The sequence below is a fragment of the Ensifer sp. MJa1 genome (assembly GCF_037026475.1).
GTDB lineage: Bacteria > Pseudomonadota > Alphaproteobacteria > Rhizobiales > Rhizobiaceae > Ensifer.
In genome coordinates this window covers 24788-43192 of record NZ_JAKUMO010000016.1, presented here as the reverse complement: position 1 = coordinate 43192, position 18405 = coordinate 24788, and the positions used below count along the sequence as shown (strand labels likewise).

Below are 18405 nucleotides of genomic sequence, written 5' to 3'. Positions count from 1 at the left end.
CGCGCTCGTTCACTGAGGGCAGCCGTTCTTGAGTGGCTTGCCGCGACGGCGGTCAAAATCACGTTGGGCGCAGCGGTGATCCAATTCGGCCAGGATGCCGTAACGATTGTGCTGGACAACATCCGGCTGGGAACGCCCGCATGGTGCGGGCCTGCAAGGAGGAATGAACGAAATGAAACGGTCCCTCAAACGTACCGCCGCGATTGCATCGATTTTCGCTCTCGTTGCCTTCACCGCGAATGCCGACAATCCTATGGTCGGTGGCGCGGCCATGTCCGAAAGCAAGAACATCGTCGAAAACGCCGCGAACTCAAAGGACCACACGACACTCGTTGCAGCAGTAAAGGCCGCAGGTCTGGTGGAAACGCTTTCAGGTGATGGTCCGTTCACGGTGTTTGCGCCGACGAACGCAGCCTTCGAAGCCTTGCCTGCCGGCACTGTCGACACTCTGCTGAAACCGGAAAACAAAGAAAAGCTGGCCAAAGTCCTGACGTGTCATGTGGTTGCCGCCAATGCGCTTTCCGATGCGGTCGGCAAGATGATTGCCGACGACGGAGGGAACCATCCGGTCAAGACCGTCGGCGGTTGTACGCTCTCGGCAAAGATGGATGGCGATAAGATCACCCTCACCGATGAAACAGGTGGCACGGCCACCGTGACGATCGCCGACGTCAAGCAATCGAACGGTGTCATTCACGTGATCGACAAGGTCCTGCTTCCGAAAGCGTGACAAAACTGCCGCGTCACTCCGCGCCTTTGCCGCCGACCATGTCGGCGGCAAACCGGTTAGATTGCTCCCTGCGACGTTCAGCATTACAACGACGCTTGAAGTCAAACCCGACGTTTTCGCCGTGCATTCAAGATCTAAGTTCGACGCCGCGTAACAACTCTCACCACTCAACGGGCATCCCGTCAAAGGCGAAGAACCCTCCGGTTTTTTCCGGGGTCAACTGATCAATCACCTGGAGCATTGCACATGCGCTCTCGCTCGGATCCATTCGGCGGTGATGGGTAGCATAGTCGGCCGTCATGTTTGTCGCGACGGTTCCTGGGTGTAGTGCGACGACCACTGCGCGAGGATGGGTGCTGTTCACTTCGGCAGCGGCTGTGCGGACAATCTGGTTGAGCGCGGCCTTCGACGCTGTCCGGCGCCAGCTCACATTATCCCAAGTTGCCTGCGAACCGCTCTGGCGAGCTCTTTCGCGTTAGAGGGCGCACGTAAAATATCCCTATGTAAATGATGTTCCGTGGTCAGCGGGCTGGTTTCGAGAGAATTGAGAATGCGGGACGACAAGTCTCGGACAAAGCGAAATGGCGCGATCAGGACAGCGCGCCACTTTCTGACTTCAGAGCCGCTTCCAGAAAATGACTTTATCGTCGCCTTCACCCCAGAAGTCCCGAATACGAGCTTCCTCGGTATAGCCGTTCTTGCGATAGAATTCTCGCGTCTGACGGAATGGATCCGTTCCAGAGGTGTCGGCAATCAAGACTCGATGGCCGCGCTCACGAAGAACAGATTCCAACTTTTCGACGATAGCAGCCCCGACCCCCGCACCCTGTTTCGGCGGCGAAACAGCGATGGCCAGCATATTCCATGTTCCTTCTGCAAGCGGCTCGGGCGCAGCGTAGCAAAAGCCGATAGCCGTTCTGTCATCTTCGCAAGTAAGCCAAATATCCTTGCTTTCTTCTGCTGAAAGGAAGCTGCTCAACATGTCGGGAAGCATTTCGCTTGGGAAAAGCTCGGTTTTCTCCACTATCATTTTAAGGGCTGGAATGTCTTCGGACTTCGTTGATCCTATTTTCATGGTGGTCATCCAAGGTCGCGCTCAGGTTAGTTGCGAACTTCTGCGTCCGGCATTGCAGGTTTCTGCCGGAGCGGCAGTGACAGATGCTGACGCCTGCCAGAGCGTAGCACCGCCTCACTGTTCCAAGCCGCACATCGGATAACCATTCTTCGCCGCTCTGGTGGCCCCATATACGTCGTGGCTCACGCAAGTTCGAGGGTTAAGTAAACTTCTGAAGCGACACAACAGCAACATATCCGGCGAGAGCGGACGCCGTGGTGATGAAGACACCCCATACCATGTCCACCAAGCTTACCTGCAACGACCACCCCTTGATCGTTGCCAGATTTGTCATGTCGTAGGTGCCGAAAGCGACAAGGCCGAGCAGAGCTCCCGATACCAGTGCTGTCGTCCAACGTCCGGAGCTGAGCGCAGGTATGACGGCAAAATATGAAACACCGGTTACATAAATGACGTAAAATGCAGCTGCGGCAATGAGATTTGGCTGGTCGAGCAGAAGCTCTCCAATTCGGCTGCGATAGAATTTCGACGACCCAGTCAGCCACAAAAAGTCCAAGCCGAGAAAGACGATCGCTGTCGCCACGTAGGATATCGCGTAGGTCATCCGTCGCCTCCGATCAGATCCGAAGGACAGGTTGAAGCAAACGCATAAACCAGCTCCGGAACCTGAGCGGCGCGTCGGTTACCGCCAGACAGATACAATCTTGCTCAGGCGTTGCCAGGGGCTGATGTTCAACGCTCGTGTCTGCCTCCTCTATATCTCCGCGGGCGAACAAGAGTTCTCCGTCATTGAAGCTTCCGCTGAGCACGAGCGTCAATTCGCGCCCTCCATGGCTGTGTTCCGGCACGGGTTTTCCGGCCGGTATGCGAAGCAGACGCGCCGTTGTCGAACGATCGGCGAGCTTTATCGGAATATGATAGGCGCCACGTCCCAGAGACTTCCATTTCAGCTCCGCCAGATCTCCTCCAAGATAGGATCGCAACGGTTCCGGGATGGTTGGCGGCGAAACGGCTTTCACTACTCTCGCGGGTTGCTTCGGCGAGGCGCTTGGGGGAGATTCCGCGGTTCGTAGGCGCTCTTTCAACCGATCGAAGGACGAGACTTCTATTGGCACTGGCTCCATGCTCTCGAGCAGCTCTCCGGCCGTATTCTCCATCAAAGTCAGTCTTGTCCGGCAGTTCGGGCACAACGCAAGATGCGTAGCAACAGCAAGCCGCCAACCCTCTTCAAGCGTGCCGGATGCATATCCCACCAGCAATTCGTCGCTCACATGATGACGGATATTCATTTTCCGTCCTCCAGCGCAGTCCGAAGCCTCGCAAAGGCAAGTCGGATTCTCGACTTCACCGTTCCGAGCGGCAGGTTCAGCTTGGTGGCAATCGCACTGTGAGAACAATCGTCGAAGAACGACAGCTTCAGCAATTGGATCTGTTCCTGAGGCAAGTCCTTCATGGCGTCCTTCAACCGGGTCGCATCCTGGCGTTCCGCCAGCTCGTTCTCCGCGCTTTTTGCATCGTCTGCCACAAATGCGGGGTCATTGACGTCGAAATCCGGCCTCCGGTTCTTGCGGTAGGCGTCAATACGAAGGTTGCGGGCAATCGTGAAGATCCACGTACCTGCGTTACCGCGTGTCGCTTCGAACTGGCCCGCCTTGTTCCAAACGGTGATCATCACTTCCTGCATCAATTCCTCGGCGATGTTTGGATCACGCGTAAGGCGCGCCATATAGGCCTTTACGCGCGGAGCGTAGTAGCGGAACAGCGCCTCGAAAGATTCGATATCTCGCTTGCGACCGACTGCCTCGAGCAGTGAGCAGGCTTCATCTTTAGTCAGTTCCCCGGCCGGCTCTACCATGCGTCCACGCTTCTTATGCCTCCCAAGGTCGACCAGCGGCTCATGCCCAGATCGAACAAATGGGATATCTGGAACAGCGGTAGCGGAAATCGCAAGAATTGTCTCCATGGCACCAGTTACGGTGCCTTCGGCTTCTTGGATCATTGTTGTCCAAAATTTTGCAAGGTGATCAATCCGATCGGGAGATTTTTTCGTAGTGCGTTCGTAATTGTTCGTCAGATTGAGGGGATAACATGCGGTTTGATCGGGGTATGAGGGGTGAATTCGGGCAACGGCGTGTCGCTGTGATTGGCGCCGGTATTTCGGGGATGTCCGCGGCCTGGCTACTCGGTAAAAGCTTGGAGGTGGTGCTATACGAGTCCGGCGACAAGCCCGGAGGTCACGCCAATACAGTTGTCGCCCCTACGGCTTCTGGGCCGGTTCCCGTCGACACCGGGTTCATTGTGTACAACGATCGCAACTATCCAAACCTTGTAGCGCTGTTTGACCACCTTGACGTCCCGACCCAAGCTTCGAATATGTCGTTCGCCGCTTCGTTGGATGGCGGGGCATTCGAATACTCGGGCTCTGGATTGACAGGCTTGTTCGCTCAACCGTTAAACGCACTTCGTCCGCGCTTCTGGAGAATATTGTCCGACATTTTGCGCTTCTATCGAGAAGCTCCCAAAGCGCTTAATCGGCCTAATCTCGCTAGCAAGACGCTGGGGGAGTATCTCGACGAGAATGGCTACAGCAATGCCTTTGTTACCGATCATCTCCTTCCCATGGGCGCTGCGATCTGGTCCACAACGACCAAACGCATGCGGGATTATCCGCTGCATGCCTTCATTCGATTCTGCGACAGTCATGGTTTGCTTGCATTGACGGACAGACCTCGTTGGCGAACCGTAACCGGCGGAAGCCGAGAATATGTCAGCAGGCTGATGTCGGACTATTGCGGTGAGCTTCGAACAAGAAGGGCAGTCCGGGAGATCCGCCGCGAGGTGGGGACGGTGGTCATAACAGATCGTGATGGCAATCGTGACACTTTCACGGATGTGGTCATCGCGACTCACGCAGATCTAGCGCTGGCGATGCTTGCCGAGCCTGACGCACGTGAAAGACAGCTGTTGTCGGCAATCGGTTACACGAGCAATAAGGCGGTTCTGCACACGGATGCGTCATTGATGCCCAAGCGGCGAAATGTGTGGTCGAGCTGGAACTACATTGGCGCGTCGGATGACTGCGGTGAACGCCAGCTGTGTGTGACCTACTGGATGAACCGGTTGCAAGGCATCGATCCGGCAACGCCACTTTTTGTGACGCTCAACCCGCATCAAAAGATAGCCAGTGAGCGGATAATCGCGACGTTCGACTATGACCACCCACTGTTCGATCAGCGAGCCTTGGCGTCTCAGAAGGAGCTTTGGCGTCTCCAGGGACGGGGCGGTGTCTGGTTTTGCGGGGCGCACTTCGGGAGCGGATTCCATGAGGACGGTTTGCAGTCCGGGCTTGCGGTTGCCGAGGCCATCTCCGGCATGCGACGTCCGTGGGCGGTCCGTGACGATTCTGGCCGCATCCCCTCCGAGATCGGTTACGCGGCGGCTCAATGATGTCGAGGTCGGCTCTTTACAGCGGGCACGTGTGGCACGTTCGGTTTCGGCCCCACCGGCATCGGCTTTGCTACAGGGTCTTCTCGCTGCTACTCGATCTGGAAGAGGTGGCTTCGCTGGACAGCAAGCTGCGCCTGTTCGGCCATAATCGCTGGGCTCTGTTCAGTTTTCGCGACAGCGATCACGGGAACGGGGAAGTCGGCGCCCTTCGCAGTTGGGTCGAACGGCAGCTTTCCGAGGCTGGAGTGGACGCGCAGCAGCTGCGGATCCGTGTGCTATGTTACCCCCGCATACTCGGCTACGTCTTCAACCCTTTGACCGTCTTTTACTGCGAAACAGACGATGGCCAAGTCCGGGCCGTTCTCTATGAGGTCTGCAACACGTTCCACGAACGTCACACCTATGTCATTCCGGTGACAGACGACCACGGCGGAGCGATCCGGCAGTCGTGCGTCAAAGAACTCTACGTTTCTCCGTTTGTACCCATGGATTGCCGCTACGAGTTCAACCTCAGGCCGCCGGGGGAAAGTTTGCTCGTCGACATAACCGAAAACGATCGTGACGGACGACTTCTCACGGCGGCGTTTTCCGGAAAAAGGGAAGAGATCTCGGACGCGAGGCTTCTTCTGACCTTCCTCAAACACCCCCTCATGACTGTGAAAGTAATGGGTGCGATCCACTGGGAGGCGCTCAAAATCTGGCTAAAGGGCATGCCGGTGCATCGTCATCGACCGGCGGACCTGCGGGTCGCCACAACGATTGTCTCCCGTTCGGAAGAGAAAGACCTGATGCATGAGCGAGCTTGACCGGGGTGCGGCGTTGCCAATGCCGGGCCGCCCGCTGTGGCAGAAAATAGTATGCGGTTGGCTTGCCCGTATCAACCGCGGGCAGCTGCGCGCGGAGTTCCCCTGCGGGGCAGTGCATCTGGTCAAAGGCAACGTCCCCGGTCCGACTGCAGCGATCGTCTTTACGAATGCAAGGCCGGTCTGGCGTATGCTCACGAGCGGCAGCCTTGGGTTTTCGCGATCCTATCTCGATGGGGACTGGGAGACGCCAGACTTGGGTGCGCTCATGGATTTGGCGCTTGCCAACGAAGAGACCCTCAAGCCTGCGCTCGCCGCTCGCCCGTTGCTAAGCCGCCTCGCTTATTTCCGGCATCTGTTCAGACGAAACTCCCGTGCCGGGAGCCGGCGAAACATCGCGTTCCATTACGACCTTGGAAACGCTTTCTACCGCACATGGCTCGACGAGACGATGACGTACTCTGCCGCCCTCTTTGAGCGGCAAGGGCAGTCACTCGGTGAGGCCCAACAAGCCAAGTACGACAGGATCCTAAGAGAGCTTCGAATCGGTCCGCTGGATCATGTTCTTGAGATCGGTTGCGGCTGGGGCGGGTTTATGGAGTATGCTGCCTCGCGCACGGGGTGTCGCATTACCGGGCTGACTTTGTCGAAAGAGCAGGCAGAATTTGCGAGAGCTCGGCTGGCAAACAAGGGATTGTCTCCATTGGCCGAGGTGCGGCTGCAGGACTATAGAGATTGCGAGGGACGTTTCACCAAGATCGTCTCGATAGAGATGTTCGAAGCAGTCGGAGAGGAGAATTGGCCGGTATACTTCGAGAAGCTGCGGACGAACCTCGCTCCTGGCGGACAAGCGCTGGTCCAGGTGATTACGATCGATGAGACGCGGTTTGAGCGGTATCGGCAAAACGCCGATTTTATCCAGACGTACGTGTTTCCCGGCGGCATGCTGCCTTCTGCGGCAGTTTTCAGGCAGAAGGCTGTCACCTCCGGATTGATGGTGCTGGACGCATTTTCATTTGGCCGTGACTACGAGAAAACCCTGCTCTTGTGGGAAGGTGCTTTCCTCAAAAGTTGGCACAAGATTGAATCCGCTGCATTCGACGAACGGTTCAAGCGCTTGTGGCGCTACTACCTTCACTACTGCGCCGCCGGCTTTCGCAACGGGACCATCGATGTCTACCAGTTCCGGCTCGAACCAACGTGACGGAGGTCAGGTCTGGTCCTCACGCAACATGCGGCGCGTCAAGGCGAACCGCAGGCTCGCAGGAAGCGCCTTCAATAGCTTCAAGGCCACTTTCATTCTCCACGGGAAGGCTATCTCAAATCGCCCTCGCTCAAGCCCGCGCATGATGTATTCCGCCGCAATTTCCGCCGAGATCAGGAAGGGCATTGGAAAGTCATTCTGACGGGTCAAAGGCGTATCGACAAATCCTGGATTGATGATTGTCATCTGAACGCCCTGCCTTTCGAGTTCGGGATAGAGGGCTTCGCACATGTTGATCAACGCGGCTTTCGTCGCGCCGTAGCCCGCGGCCCCAGGAAGGCCCGTGTAGCCCGCAACGGACGCCATTACTGCGATCCGTCCCGACCTGCGCGCGGTCATTGCCGGCATGATTGCCTGCAAACAGTTCACGGTTCCCATGATGTTGAGCCCGACCATATCTCCGATCGCCGCGGCGTCGAAGGTCGACAGGCTATCGCGCCGGTACGTTCCTGCGCCGAAAACCGCCAAGGAAATTGGACCCAGGCGCATTTCAATGTCGCGTACGGCGATTTCTGTCGCTTCGCGGTCGGTCACGTCGAGGGGAAAGGCGTGGATCTTATTTTCCGCCGATTGTGCGAGCATCTCAAGCTCAAGGGTGTTCCGCGCGCTTGCGGCGACGGTCCAGCCGTCAAGTGCCAAACGGATTGCAAGCGATTTTCCGATGCCGGAGCTGGCGCCGGTAACCCATGCTACCTTTCGCCAATCGGTCTCGCGGAGGACGTGATTGTTGATCAAATCTCGAGCGATAGTCATCGAAACCTACCTCAGTGGGCGATGGGGAAAACGTGTCATCAACCTGGCAGCCGTAGACGAGCGCGATAGCGTCAAATCCGGCCAATGAGCTCTCTTTGGGCCACACGATCGATCGGAAAGCCCCACATGAGGCCGATTGCCGCGAGCTTCGGGACGATCGGTGCCCAGGCGTAAAGCATCGAAAGACCCTTAAGAGCGTCGGGCGACGAACGATCTTGAGCCGGATCGAAGCCAAGCAGACTGAGCATGGGAAACGTCACCCCTAAGGCTGCCGCGAGCGAAAGCTTTGTTGCCAGCGCCCACGCAGCGAAATACATGCCGGAACGCTGAGAGCCTGAGACTGCTGTGTCGTTGTCGATGACGTCTGCCTGCATGGAGGGAGGCAGGACAAGATCGAAGGAGAGCAGAATACCGGTGCACACGCATATCGCGCCAAAGGCGACCAGGTCTCCGTCGCCGAGAAATCCTGATACCGCAAAGATCGAGCACGTCGCCAGCATAGCCCCACTCCAGGCCCTGTGCTTGCTCCAGCGCCTTGCGGCCTTTACAGCGAGCGGTACGCCAAGAACTGCGCATGCGAAATAGAGTAGGAGAAACGGACCGCGCCAATCCGCTGCGCCGAGACGATCGGAGACAAAGTACAGAAAAAGGGTAGCCGGCACTGCATTGGCGAATCCATTCAAAAGAAAAGCGGCAATGAGACGCAGGAAGGCCCGGTTCTTCGTCATGAGAAGCAGGCTTTGAACGATGTTAACGTCGCGGGTTGATCGGTTGACCGGTTCGGGAACGAAAACGAAGGCCGCAAGACCTGTAATCGGAAGGAGGAGCGCGACCAGGACGGCTATCGTCTTTAGCCCCTCAACGCCTACGGTCACAGTCGACCCAACAACGAAGGGGAGGCTGATTGCCGTTAACGTCCCGAATAGTGTCGACCCCTCGCGGAAAGCGGCAATACGTGTTCGCTCGACATAGTCGTTTGAAAGTTCTGCGCCCCAGGCTGTGTAGGGGAGCGAGGACCAGGTAAAGCCAAATGACAAAAGCCCACCCCATAGGACCAGGTAGCCAAGTCCGGCCGTTTGCGGTGGCCAGAAGAGCATAAATGCGGCGCAGGCAGTGAGCGGGATCGATGCGAGAAAAAAGCCGCGCCGGCGACCGCCGAAGGCATTCCACCGGTCGGCAAGCCAGCCGAACATCGGATCGCTCGCCGCATCAAGAATACGAATGGCAAAAAGTACACCGCCAACGGCCGCGACTGGTAGGCCCAGGACCTCGGAATAAAAGGTTGGAACGACAACGAAAAGCGGCAAAGCCAGCGCCGCCAACGGAAGCGCAGGTAGCGCATAGATTACGAGTGTCGCGGCGCGCGTTCTCACATTCATCGCCTCGAGAACTCGACGCGTGTCCACGCGACGGGCAATCCGAACTTCGTCACATAGGCGGAATTGAGGAGTCGACCATCAGCGTTTAACGTCATGGTGTCGTGAAAGCGCACCTTGTTTCTGCGGTTTTCTGGATCCAGCAACACCAAGTAGCTGAAGCGCGCGACGTTACTTTTAATTGACACCTCGGTCTCTCCAATCACGTCCTCCCGCGTACCCCTGTATTTGCCGGGTCCATCCTTGATGAACCGCCATGTCTTGCGATCTCGCGTGCCGTCATCGAACGTGAAATCTTCCCTGAGCGTCAGCGTGCGGCCGTCCCATTTCCCCAGCAACTTAACCTTGAAGGTCTTCTTGACCCCGGTGATGCTGCGAAAGCTACCTTCGGCGCTAGACCTGCCTGTGAAGAACCCCTCAAGCGAAAAAGATCCGGCGGCCACGGGTGTAATCAACGCGAGGTTCATGGCGATGACCGTGAGAAGAACATTGAAGGTGCGCATGCTTGTCCTCCGTCAAATCGACTGCGCGGCATAAACATCAATTCCATTCCCCTTCCCGGTGCCACTTCAAAGCTCGGGACCTATTCGGGCGATGCCGGTCTTTCCGTCGTCGCGGATCCACTTCAATCTCCCTTCATCGACGCGATAAAGCTCGAAGCACATCGGGCGACCGGCGTACCAGGTGCGAAATCGCTGGCAAAGGAGGTCAGACTGTATCCACCAAGTGCCAGTGTCTTTGGGTTTGACGAACCGGCCGAGGCCCAAAGCTTCGCCGTCACCGTCGACCCCGCCACTTCTTCGATAGTTGAGCGGGAATTCCCCACCCAGTGGAGCTTCAAGAAAGATACGCCTGCCGACGATCTCCCCCTCGATCTCGTTTGCTTTGTATCGCTCCGCAGCAGCCCCTGAAGCTGTAGCCGCGAACAAAGCTGCGATTGCTATTGCAGTTCGGAACATGGCTCGTTCGTCTGCTCTCGTTGTTTTCCATTGAAGAGAATTACGAGAAGCGGGCGCGGTTGGATCATTCCGGGTGAGCCAGGTAAAGGTTCTTGTAGGCGCCAAGATGCCTCATTCTATTCTGCAAAATTGAAAATTAGGCCAACAGGATGTGATGGGCGGGATGATTCTAATGCCCGGTCAGCCGTCTTTTGAGGGTATGCTTCCATGGTTTTCGCAGCCCTCCAGGCTTTGGTGGGGAGCGGGTAAGTGACTGGAGCTCTGCGCGGGCGCAGCGTTGCAGCGTGAACTGCTGCATTCGCGGCTGGCGCCTGTTCCGCCTTCGCCTTCGGTTCCCGTATTGACCGGCAACGGTGTCATGCGCCAACTGATAGATGATGTCGCGATGCGCAGTTGTTGACTCTGCGATCCACCCAATGGAAAAAGATGATCGGTTCGAGAGGGGAAACATTCATGGCAGACGAGAGCAATACCGAAATCGTGGAGACAGCGCCGCCGGCCGAAGTGGCGCCGCCCAAGAAGCGTCGGGGGCCGCGGCCCAAGAATGTCGTCGCGGAGGCGAGTGCAGAGTTACCCACGGCAACTACTGCCCAGCCGGTGAAGGGACGCAGGAAGCGTGCAGACAAGTCGGCGGACGGGAACCTCTCGGCGGAGGCGCTGGCCACTGGCAAGGCCAGCGCAAGGAAGGTCGCCAAGGGCGCTGCGAAAACCCGTGCGGCACAGCAGCCGACGGTGACTCCAGCTCCAGTCCTCGACGACATTGCAGATCTTCTCCAGCTCGAAGAAGAAAACGCGCGGCTACGCAAGGCGCTTGCCGAAAAGCTGCGGGCCGAGAACGCCGACCTGCGCAAGCGGTTGGGCCTTGCCTGATCAATTGATAGAGGGCTGATCGGATAGCCTGATTGGCCCTTGTCATCGCATTCTGGCTGGAGTTCCTTTTAGGGCTGCGGCCAAGGATGCCGGTGCGATTTGATCGGTTGGCGGCTCACTATGAAAGCACCATGGAAATATCTGGTTCAGCTGGCGTCCCTGGGACGAACGGTCAAGGCGCCGCAGACCCCTCCTGAAGTCGACACCGAGGACCCGACAGTTGCAGTTGCTGACCCGGTTGTGGAAGCCTCGAACGAGGCGGCAAGCAGTCTCGACGCTTTGAACATCGATGCTGCGGCTGACCAAAATGACGGGACGCTTGCTACAATAGTCGACCGGTCACCTGCCGACGCTCAAGGGATGCTTCCGGAGCCCGCCGGGTCACCACAGCCACTGCCGACCAAAAGGCGAAGGCGCAGCCGGAAAACGAGCGCTGGCGATGTTGCAGTGGCCGAAGTCGTCGAGTATGGAGATCGCAGTTCCGGTGCCCCACAGCCGCCGATGACCTTCGTCGATGAGATGACCGCACTGGACGAGGACGTCAGGCAACTAAGACGCCGGCTTGCAGAAAAGTTGCGGTTGCAGAATACGCAGCTCAAAAGAATGCTTGGGCGGTATGACACGCCGTAAACTGATATCGCACCCTTAAACGTTGGAGCCGCATGAAACCGCAGCAGCGAAAATTTATCGTCGAAGTCAAATCGGCTCGCCGGCGGTCGACTACCAGCCAGTCTTCAATTTGGGGCGACACGGACCTCAAGGCCCTGGTGCGCGCGGCGGAGACAGAAGCACCGCATCTGTTTGAACCGGCCCAGCCCAGGGAGCTGCCGTCTCCAGAGACCACTGCAGAAGTGTTGCCAAACGAGGACGCCGTAATCGAGGCTGCTGCGCCAATCGCAGATCTGGCGGCACCTACAGAAGGCGGCCGTGGTGTTGAAGATGCTGCTGGGCCTGTTCCGATCCTGCCCTTGGAAGTGGATCGCCCGAAGGCTATCCCACAAAAAACGAAGCCGAAGCGCCGGGGCTCGGCGCGCCGTGGTCGGCCTATTGGCAACCGGACGGATATCGCTACTACCCAAGCAATTGACGACGTTGCCGCACTCGAAGAAGAGAACCGCCGTCTGAAAGCGCTGCTCGCGCAACGGCTTCGGCAGGAAAACTTCCTGCTTCAAGAAATGCTTGAACGCTTCAAGACAAACTGAACGGTGGCTTGCTGACCTTCGCTTCGAAGGCCAGCGAGTCCTTCGTTGAACCGCAGCTCGCGATTTTCCTGTCTTACGGTCCTGGCCAATGTCGTAGCTGACCTTTTGGCCGTCTCGAAGCGGACTGCCGCCTTCAACCGCGCACACATTGACAAACACGTCCGTTCCACCGTTCTCAGGTGGAGATGAAGCCGTAACCCTTGTCTTGATTGAAAAAAACGCCGTGATAGCTGCAACTATTGTCCAAGTGCAGGAAGCAACCAGGATGCTTAGCGGCCTTCCCCCGTGCTCGTAGTCACAGTATCCGCCGCCGGTTCCGCCGGCGTCATGCGCTTCAGGAGCCCGATCAGATCGCGCATGGTATCATGCGGTAAGCGTTCAATGAGCCTGGTTAGCGTCCGGCGATCCTCTGCCTCTTCCGGTGTCTTGCCCCACAGGTGGGGGGCGGTTTCGAAAATCATGTCGATCGGCATGAAGCCCATCAATTCACAGAGATGAATAAGGCGAGGAACCGTCATGCGCGATTCGGAACGCTCGTACCTTCCATAAACGGACACGGAAAGTCCAAGCAGCTGCGCCATCTCGGCGCGGGAAAGCCCCTTATCCTCACGCGTTTTCTTGAGAAAAGCGGATATGCGCTCGTCCATCTCGCGCGATGTTTGAATGCCGTCGAAACCAGTCTTGCGATAGACGGGCCTCTCCAGTTCAGGATCGTTTGTTTCCACTAAATCCCGCGCGCCCATATAGCTGCTTAAATCACTCACCGGTCATACCCTCTTAAGCCGCTCCCAGCAGCTACTCCGCACCAAATTGCATCGACTTGCCTTGCTCCATCTCAGATGAGCGCCTCGGAGTCCACTATCTTTTTGGGGGTTATTTTCGATGGTGCGTTTCCTTCAGGCGGTGAACCGAAATGCTTCAACATTGCCCCGAGCTTCGAGCCTATTTGCATCTAAGAGAGAGCAAACAGGAGAAAAACGCAATTAGCGATTCTTAGCGGCTACCCCTCCAGCCTTCGGTATTTTCATTGAAAACAGTTGCAATTTCTCTCTCGCTGTCAGGGTGAGTCGCGCCGCCAGCTCGCAAGCGAGTTCTTCGTCGGAAACTCGAAAGCAACGTCTGACGTTCAACTCAGAGCCAATACGATGCTCAATGACGTCCGATTTCGCCCATGCGAGCAGCTGCGGTCTCGCTTCAACGTCCGTTGGCCACGCAACGTCTCGGACATGGCGTCAGCAGGATCCTCTTGAGGCAATATGCTCTCGGTGAGGCTTTCATTCATGTCGTCGGGCGGCCGGGATGATGCGCCTCGAGGACCTACGGCGGTCGACCTTCTATCAATAGCCGTTATCTTTGAGGTACTGATCGATTGCCGCCTGCATGATCTTGGTCATCTTCACGTCGTTCTCGAAGGACGCTCTTTCCAGCCGTTTCTTCGTTTCATAGTTCAATGGGCAGTTGACGTAATGTTTAGATTCGCGATCGTGCGCCCTCTTCAGGTCACGCAGCCGAACTCTCGAATCTTCTCGTTGTAGGGCTTTGCTCACCGACCGCTCGCGCCGGGCTTCCTCTGTCGGCGCTATCAAGCGGCTTGGCCTTTGTTCAGCATCAACATGGGATGCAGGTGCGTGAGGCTGGTTTTCAGCGCCAGCTTCCTCTGACGCCCGCTCCGAGCTCAGGGGAGCATCATCCCGTTTCGCAGCTGGGTCCCCTGTACGGCTGCGACGCGGTGCGACCGCAAAGTCTGAAACCGTTGTTTGACCTTTAGCCATTGGCCGTTACCTCTTTCTGTCCGGAGAGAAGGTCTTCGATGTTCTGAACCAGGCTCATCACTTCGGCTCTCGCTTTTTTCACCGGATCCGTGAGGTCCAGCATCTGCAAAGTACCGTAGCCATTTCGGATCTCACGATAGCAATTGCGCTCCATGAGTTCGGTCTCGAGCAGATAGGAGTCGTAGCCACCTTCCCGAAGGTTCTCCACAAAAGGTCTGATCAGCCGATACGCTTCAAGCGCTCTGGCCGGCAACGTTATCCTGGTGACTAAATTGGCGTGGGGGATCAGTCGTCCGACTTTGTCTGAGATATCCGCCGTGTCAGCCGCGGCCTGTCCTGCCGCTTTGATCTCGTCCTGGTTCGGCTGGATTGGCGTGAGCACGATATGTGATCCGGCGATGATCGCATCTCTCAGAACGGTGTCCTGGCCGGGAGAGTCTATCAGGACGACATCGAACCTGTGCGCGTCATTTTCCAGAAGCTGTTCGACGGCGGTCTGGCGGGCCGCGGTGACCAGTTCAATGTTTTCAGGGAGGTTGTCTTTCGCCTCGCTGCGTTTCCACCATTCCTGCAGGTTTTGACGGCCGTCGGCATCGACGAGAAGAACGCGCTTTCCCTGAAGGGCGTATTCCCCGGCGATCAGAATTGCCGCTGTCGTCTTTCCGGCTCCGCCTTTGCCGCTCACCGCTGAAATGCATAGAGGCATATGTGGCAACTCCTCTTGGCAACCGATACATATCTCGGCCGCTAGTTGGGTGTCCGGCGCGGCTGTTCAGGGCCGAGAACGCACACATGATGTGAGCAATCGCTCACACGATATCGCAACATGCTACTACCATGCGGTGTAGCCCATCTCTGCCATTAAACCAAGTCCGCACCATGTGAATAATCATCCCCATGATGTGTCGGTATGTTTATGTGACCACATCGTGTGAAATCTTCGTGGTGCTAACTCGTGTGGAGTTTTCACACGAAGCCCCTGCAGGCGCCGTCAGATCAGTGAACCCCGGAGCCGCGTGAGGCCGGCTTTGACGCTCGCACGGAAGCGGCAAGGGCGAAGAGCGGAGCGTCCCTTGCGGCTGAGTACGAGGGGCAGACAAAGGCCTTCAGAAGCGGATTTCGGAGGTGAACCCTGGTGAGCGTTTCCACGATTGAACGACCGGGCGAAGTCCCGGTCTGAAGGAATTGAATGGGCGAGCGAAGCAAGTGCGGCTCGAAGTTGCTACGTTGAATTTCTATATGGTGAGAGTGGCAGGATACGGAAAAATGTGCTACGCAATTTCCCTGCAATCGAGGGACGAGCCCTCGATCATCTGTCGCAAGCGCCAGTAGGGGGCCAACGGCCAAATGGATGAGGGGAAGTTCAACGCTCTTCTTGAGCCGCCGAAGAAGGATCGCACTCTGCACGTGCGTGTCACGGATGACGAACATGCGGCGATCGAGACGGCTGCGGCCGCCGCCGGCATGACAGTCTCCAGCTTTTTCCGTTCCTTGAATCTGGAAGGGGCGGGCGTTCGGCCAATCCTGACCGGCGATGATCGCCTGGTTATGGCGGCGCTGCTTGAAGACATGCGGATGATCGGCATTAACCTGAACCAGGTCGCGAGGTCGCTCAACAGCGGTCGGGGCGTCCACCCGAGTGAGTTGGACATCAACCTCGAGAACGTGCAGCGGGTTCAGGCCGCTGTCATGAGCGAGCTCCGTGCTCTGACCCGGCGAGCTGGTTATCAGCGCCGAGGGGAGAAGTAGCGTTTGGAATTCTTCTTCGGCGCATTCACCAGTGAGTGGGAGCAGCGGCGCGCAGCGCTGTTGCATGAAATGTCGTCTGGTGGGCGTCGTGCTTCGGCCGAGGAAGAGATGCGGAAGCGCCTGAAGAAGATGGCGGAGCTTGGCTCGGCTGGTGGCGGTGGAGGCTCCGGCACTTCTGGTGGTCGAGGGGGTACGGGGAAGGGGCGGAGTGCGCCTCGATTACAAGCGGCGCCGGCGAGCGTAGCTGGCCGTCCGATCGAGGTCAGGTTGGCGGCAGTCGCGAAGGGCAGCCAACCAGCCGTCGTGAAAATGGCGTCCTATGGCGGCGGCGCTCGCGTCGGTGCCATGTTGAATTACGTGTCCCGGGCAGGGGAGCTTAAGGTCGAGGATGAGAGTGGCCGAATCCTGGAGGGTCGCGAGGATCTCGCCCGTGTCCGGGGAGATTGGGATCACCTTTTTCAGAACCGGGCCGAAAGTCGAGACATCGGGAGTTTTACGATCGAGATCGCGACTTCGGCCTTCGCATCCGACGAGGCAATGCACGAGCTGGTGCGAAGCTCGTTGACGCGCGGCTTTGGCGATCGCCGCTATGCCTATGCCGTGGAAAAGAACGGCGACGGCTCTCTGACGGTTCAAGGGCTCGTAGTGCTCAGAAGCGGGCAGGGGGAGCGGCTGACGGGCGACGCCAAGGCTGCAGCAATCATCCAGAGCCGATACGACACCAGCGCGGCCGCTCGCGACGCGGATGCCAAATTCTCGTTTCAAGGTTATGGCAATGGCGTCGAGTTCGGCGCCAGCCGTTTGCGCGACATGGTAGACCGAACCCAGGACGTTCGCGACGATCGCGGCCGGCAAATCGCTGACGAGAAGACAGCGGGTGGTCTGGTACAGAAAGAATGGCGCGGCGAGCTGCACAGCCGAAAGAGCCGAGATGTGATGCATGTCATCATGTCGGCGCGGGCCGGAACAGACGTTGCGGCATTCGAGGGGGCAGTGCGCGAGTTCCTGGCGCACCAGTTTGCTGGACATCGATATGTCTTTTCCATGCACGATCCGGAGAGCGACCCGAAGGAGAAAGGAGAGGGGGGCAAGCGTCCGCATGTTCATGCTCATGCGATCGTCGCCATGAAATCAGATTCCGGCGACCGCATCGAAACGACGCCGGCCGTGTTTAGGGAATGGCGATCAGTCATGGCCGAGAAGGCGCGAGACCATGGCATTGAGATGGAAATGACAGATCGGCGCGAGTTTGCCAGCCCACCGGCATTCACGCGCACTCAGGTTCAGCCGGTGAACCGGGAAGGCCGCACGGAGCATGTCGGGACCAGCGAGGCGGCGCAGGCACGGTATGACGCAAAGCGCAGCGGCCGACGAACGGTCGCTAAGAGCGACAGGAGTCGGCAATACATCATAAAGGCGCAGGACTCATGGCAGAAGATCGCTTTGGTGAGTGGGGACCGGCGAACCGTTGCCTATGCCGTAAGGCATGGAGAATACTTGCAGTCTGGGCTTTCTGAAACGCAAGCGGAAACCAAAGCCGCCGTAATTCATGCTGATTTTGGATCGAATTTCCGCACCAATTTGGTTACATTGGAGGAAATGGTTTTGGAGGGTCAGGAATTGCGCGAAACGTCACGAGCAGAATTTGAGGTTTACGAGAAAAAGGTGGAGACGGCCTTGTTCAAGCTCGAACGCTCTGTCGCGCCAGAGGATCGGGCTGACTTTGATGAAGTCGCGGGCCTGGCCCGTGATTTCGTCAACCAGAAGCGTGAGTTGGTAGAACTCTACGAGCAGCGCAAAGAGGCGTTGGCGGAGCAGGGCGTCGAAGAACTGGGTCGTGACCCGCGTGATCCAACCAATGCCGAATGGGATGCGGCGGTCGCGAAACACGGTCAAGCTGTCGTCGACGCCGGCAACGATGCCCTCGTCGACATTGATCACTACCGCGACGGTCTCGATCGGATCGAGTCAGGCGAATTTTCGGCCGACCGCAGGGAGGCGATGCAGGCTGGTCTTGATCAGGCGATTGAGAAAGCTGCTCATTTGGCTGTCGAAGGTAACAGCTACGTTCGCGAAGTGGCTGAGCATAATGCCGATCTGCAGCGAGCGATCGGCCAGGCGGAGACCAACATCGGTAGATCGACGGAAGCGCCACCTTCGACCCCGGATGTTACCGTCGAGCAAGAGCGCGGTTTGCGCGGCGAGGAGGAAGATCGGTCGCCGCTCGACAATGACGCCCGAGAAGCCCACGACCTCGCTGCGGCTGTCGAGGCTACTAATCGCCTCCAGGATCGCCTAAATAAGGATCGGGAAGCCTCGCGGCAACACATCCCTCGTCTCGAGGAGCTCGAGCGGGAACAGATCGAACAGAAGGAACGCGACCGCGACGATCGGGACCGTTAAAC

20 protein-coding genes and 1 pseudogene are annotated in these 18405 nt (G+C 57.7%); 9 read left to right on the top strand and 12 right to left on the bottom strand.

Features of this window, described 5'->3' with window-relative positions:
- Positions 1-172 precede the first annotated feature (172 nt).
- Positions 173-730: a fasciclin domain-containing protein gene (locus MKZ91_RS20545; RefSeq protein WP_112977418.1), complete on the top strand. Its 558-nt coding sequence runs from the start codon at positions 173-175 to the stop codon at positions 728-730.
- A gap of 616 nt (positions 731-1346) precedes the next feature.
- On the opposite strand, the gene MKZ91_RS20540 is transcribed toward MKZ91_RS20545, so the two are convergent.
- The 4 genes from MKZ91_RS20540 to MKZ91_RS20525 all read right to left on the bottom strand — a co-directional run bounded on the left by MKZ91_RS20540 (position 1347) and on the right by MKZ91_RS20525 (position 3804).
- Positions 1347-1814, bottom strand: coding sequence for a GNAT family N-acetyltransferase (locus MKZ91_RS20540; RefSeq protein WP_336172931.1), 468 nt, complete (start codon positions 1812-1814; stop codon positions 1347-1349).
- A gap of 190 nt (positions 1815-2004) precedes the next feature.
- Positions 2005-2409 carry a DUF2177 family protein gene (locus tag MKZ91_RS20535; RefSeq protein ID WP_336172930.1) on the bottom strand — a complete coding sequence of 135 codons (405 nt, stop codon included), beginning with the start codon at positions 2407-2409 and terminating at the stop codon, positions 2005-2007.
- Between the two features lie 13 nt (positions 2410-2422).
- Positions 2423-3094 (bottom strand): ChrR family anti-sigma-E factor, encoded by a 672-nt coding sequence (locus MKZ91_RS20530; protein WP_060583120.1) that lies wholly within the window; start codon positions 3092-3094, stop codon positions 2423-2425.
- Entirely contained in the window at positions 3091-3804 is a 714-nt protein-coding gene (locus MKZ91_RS20525; protein WP_336172929.1) for a sigma-70 family RNA polymerase sigma factor, read from the bottom strand. Before MKZ91_RS20525 ends, MKZ91_RS20530 begins: the two co-directional genes overlap by 4 nt.
- 89 nt (positions 3805-3893) lie before the next feature.
- Between MKZ91_RS20525 and MKZ91_RS20520 the strand changes: the two genes are divergently transcribed.
- Genes MKZ91_RS20520 through MKZ91_RS20510 form a run of 3 tightly spaced genes read left to right on the top strand, consistent with a single transcriptional unit; the run spans position 3894 to position 7259 of the window.
- Positions 3894-5252: an NAD(P)/FAD-dependent oxidoreductase gene (locus tag MKZ91_RS20520; protein ID WP_336172928.1), complete on the top strand. Its 1359-nt coding sequence runs from the start codon at positions 3894-3896 to the stop codon at positions 5250-5252.
- Positions 5249-6058 carry a DUF1365 domain-containing protein gene (locus MKZ91_RS20515; RefSeq protein WP_336172927.1) on the top strand — a complete coding sequence of 270 codons (810 nt, stop codon included), beginning with the start codon at positions 5249-5251 and terminating at the stop codon, positions 6056-6058. The genes MKZ91_RS20520 and MKZ91_RS20515 overlap by 4 nt, the downstream gene beginning before the upstream one ends.
- Positions 6045-7259 carry a cyclopropane-fatty-acyl-phospholipid synthase family protein gene (locus MKZ91_RS20510; RefSeq protein ID WP_336172926.1) on the top strand — a complete coding sequence of 405 codons (1215 nt, stop codon included), beginning with the start codon at positions 6045-6047 and terminating at the stop codon, positions 7257-7259. The genes MKZ91_RS20515 and MKZ91_RS20510 overlap by 14 nt, the downstream gene beginning before the upstream one ends.
- Positions 7260-7265: 6 nt before the next feature.
- On the opposite strand, the gene MKZ91_RS20505 is transcribed toward MKZ91_RS20510, so the two are convergent.
- From MKZ91_RS20505 to MKZ91_RS20490, 4 genes are all read right to left on the bottom strand, one after another.
- On the bottom strand, positions 7266-8072 hold the full coding sequence (locus tag MKZ91_RS20505; RefSeq protein WP_336172925.1) for an SDR family NAD(P)-dependent oxidoreductase: 807 nt from the start codon (positions 8070-8072) through the stop codon (positions 7266-7268).
- Positions 8073-8143: 71 nt separating this feature from the next.
- Complete coding sequence (locus MKZ91_RS20500; RefSeq protein ID WP_336172924.1) at positions 8144-9451, bottom strand: MFS transporter; 1308 nt, start codon at positions 9449-9451, stop codon at positions 8144-8146.
- Entirely contained in the window at positions 9448-9951 is a 504-nt protein-coding gene (locus MKZ91_RS20495) for a DUF3833 family protein (RefSeq protein ID WP_336172923.1), read from the bottom strand. The genes MKZ91_RS20500 and MKZ91_RS20495 overlap by 4 nt, the downstream gene beginning before the upstream one ends.
- A gap of 66 nt (positions 9952-10017) precedes the next feature.
- On the bottom strand, positions 10018-10407 hold the full coding sequence (locus tag MKZ91_RS20490; RefSeq protein WP_336172922.1) for a hypothetical protein: 390 nt from the start codon (positions 10405-10407) through the stop codon (positions 10018-10020).
- Positions 10408-10860: 453 nt separating this feature from the next.
- Here MKZ91_RS20490 and MKZ91_RS20485 point away from each other — a divergent pair, with 453 nt between their 5' ends.
- From MKZ91_RS20485 to MKZ91_RS20475, 3 genes are all read left to right on the top strand, one after another.
- Entirely contained in the window at positions 10861-11277 is a 417-nt protein-coding gene (locus MKZ91_RS20485; RefSeq protein ID WP_336172921.1) for a SyrB-like regulator, read from the top strand.
- Between the two features lie 120 nt (positions 11278-11397).
- Entirely contained in the window at positions 11398-11907 is a 510-nt protein-coding gene (locus tag MKZ91_RS20480; protein ID WP_336172920.1) for a hypothetical protein, read from the top strand.
- A 32-nt stretch (positions 11908-11939) separates the two neighbouring features.
- Positions 11940-12479, top strand: coding sequence for a hypothetical protein (locus MKZ91_RS20475; RefSeq protein ID WP_336172994.1), 540 nt, complete (start codon positions 11940-11942; stop codon positions 12477-12479).
- Between the two features lie 54 nt (positions 12480-12533).
- On the opposite strand, the pseudogene MKZ91_RS20470 reads toward MKZ91_RS20475, so the two are convergent.
- The 4 genes and pseudogenes from MKZ91_RS20470 to MKZ91_RS20455 all read right to left on the bottom strand — a co-directional run.
- Positions 12534-12726, bottom strand: a pseudogene (locus MKZ91_RS20470) (cold-shock protein); the annotation flags it as partial.
- Between the two features lie 22 nt (positions 12727-12748).
- Positions 12749-13222 (bottom strand): helix-turn-helix transcriptional regulator, encoded by a 474-nt coding sequence (locus MKZ91_RS20465; protein WP_336172989.1) that lies wholly within the window; start codon positions 13220-13222, stop codon positions 12749-12751.
- 594 nt (positions 13223-13816) lie between these two features.
- Positions 13817-14251, bottom strand: a complete 435-nt coding sequence (locus MKZ91_RS20460) for a hypothetical protein (RefSeq protein WP_336172919.1) — start codon at positions 14249-14251, stop codon at positions 13817-13819.
- A complete protein-coding gene (locus tag MKZ91_RS20455; protein WP_336172918.1) occupies positions 14244-14957 on the bottom strand; it encodes a ParA family protein in 714 nt (237 codons plus the stop codon). The genes MKZ91_RS20460 and MKZ91_RS20455 overlap by 8 nt, the downstream gene beginning before the upstream one ends.
- 641 nt (positions 14958-15598) lie before the next feature.
- Here MKZ91_RS20455 and MKZ91_RS20450 point away from each other — a divergent pair.
- Both MKZ91_RS20450 and MKZ91_RS20445 read left to right on the top strand, forming a co-directional pair.
- Positions 15599-16000 carry a plasmid mobilization protein gene (locus MKZ91_RS20450; protein ID WP_113399155.1) on the top strand — a complete coding sequence of 134 codons (402 nt, stop codon included), beginning with the start codon at positions 15599-15601 and terminating at the stop codon, positions 15998-16000.
- Between the two features lie 3 nt (positions 16001-16003).
- Positions 16004-18403 (top strand): conjugal transfer protein TraA, encoded by a 2400-nt coding sequence (locus tag MKZ91_RS20445; protein WP_336172917.1) that lies wholly within the window; start codon positions 16004-16006, stop codon positions 18401-18403.
- Positions 18404-18405 lie beyond the last annotated feature (2 nt).